The following is a 322-nucleotide window of genomic DNA, read 5'->3' as shown; positions in this document are numbered from 1 at the left end:
TCAGCTCTCGGCCTTGAAATCCCGGATTTGCCTAAGATTTCAGCCTACCACCTTAAACCTGGACAACCAACGCCAGGCTGGCCTAACCTTCTCCGTCCCTCCATCGCAATAACTGGAAGTACAGGAATATTAACCTGTTTTCCATCGACTACGCTTTTCAGCCTCGCCTTAGGGACCGACTAACCCTGCGTCGATTAACGTTGCGCAGGAAACCTTGGTCTTTCGGCGTGCGAGTTTTTCACTCGCATTGTCGTTACTCATGTCAGCATTCGCACTTCTGATACCTCCAGCAAGCTTCTCAACTCACCTTCACAGGCTTACA

1 rRNA gene is annotated in these 322 nt (G+C 50.3%); it reads right to left on the bottom strand.

The window, feature by feature from the left end:
* Nucleotides 1-322, bottom strand: a 23S ribosomal RNA gene (locus tag ACF8E5_RS21125); the annotation flags it as partial.

This window comes from Pseudomonas sp. WSY_20, from assembly GCF_043104335.1.
Lineage (GTDB): Bacteria > Pseudomonadota > Gammaproteobacteria > Pseudomonadales > Pseudomonadaceae > Aquipseudomonas > Aquipseudomonas parafulva_B.
The sequence above is the reverse complement of the archived record's forward strand: the minus strand, read 5'-3'. Positions and strand labels throughout refer to the sequence as shown.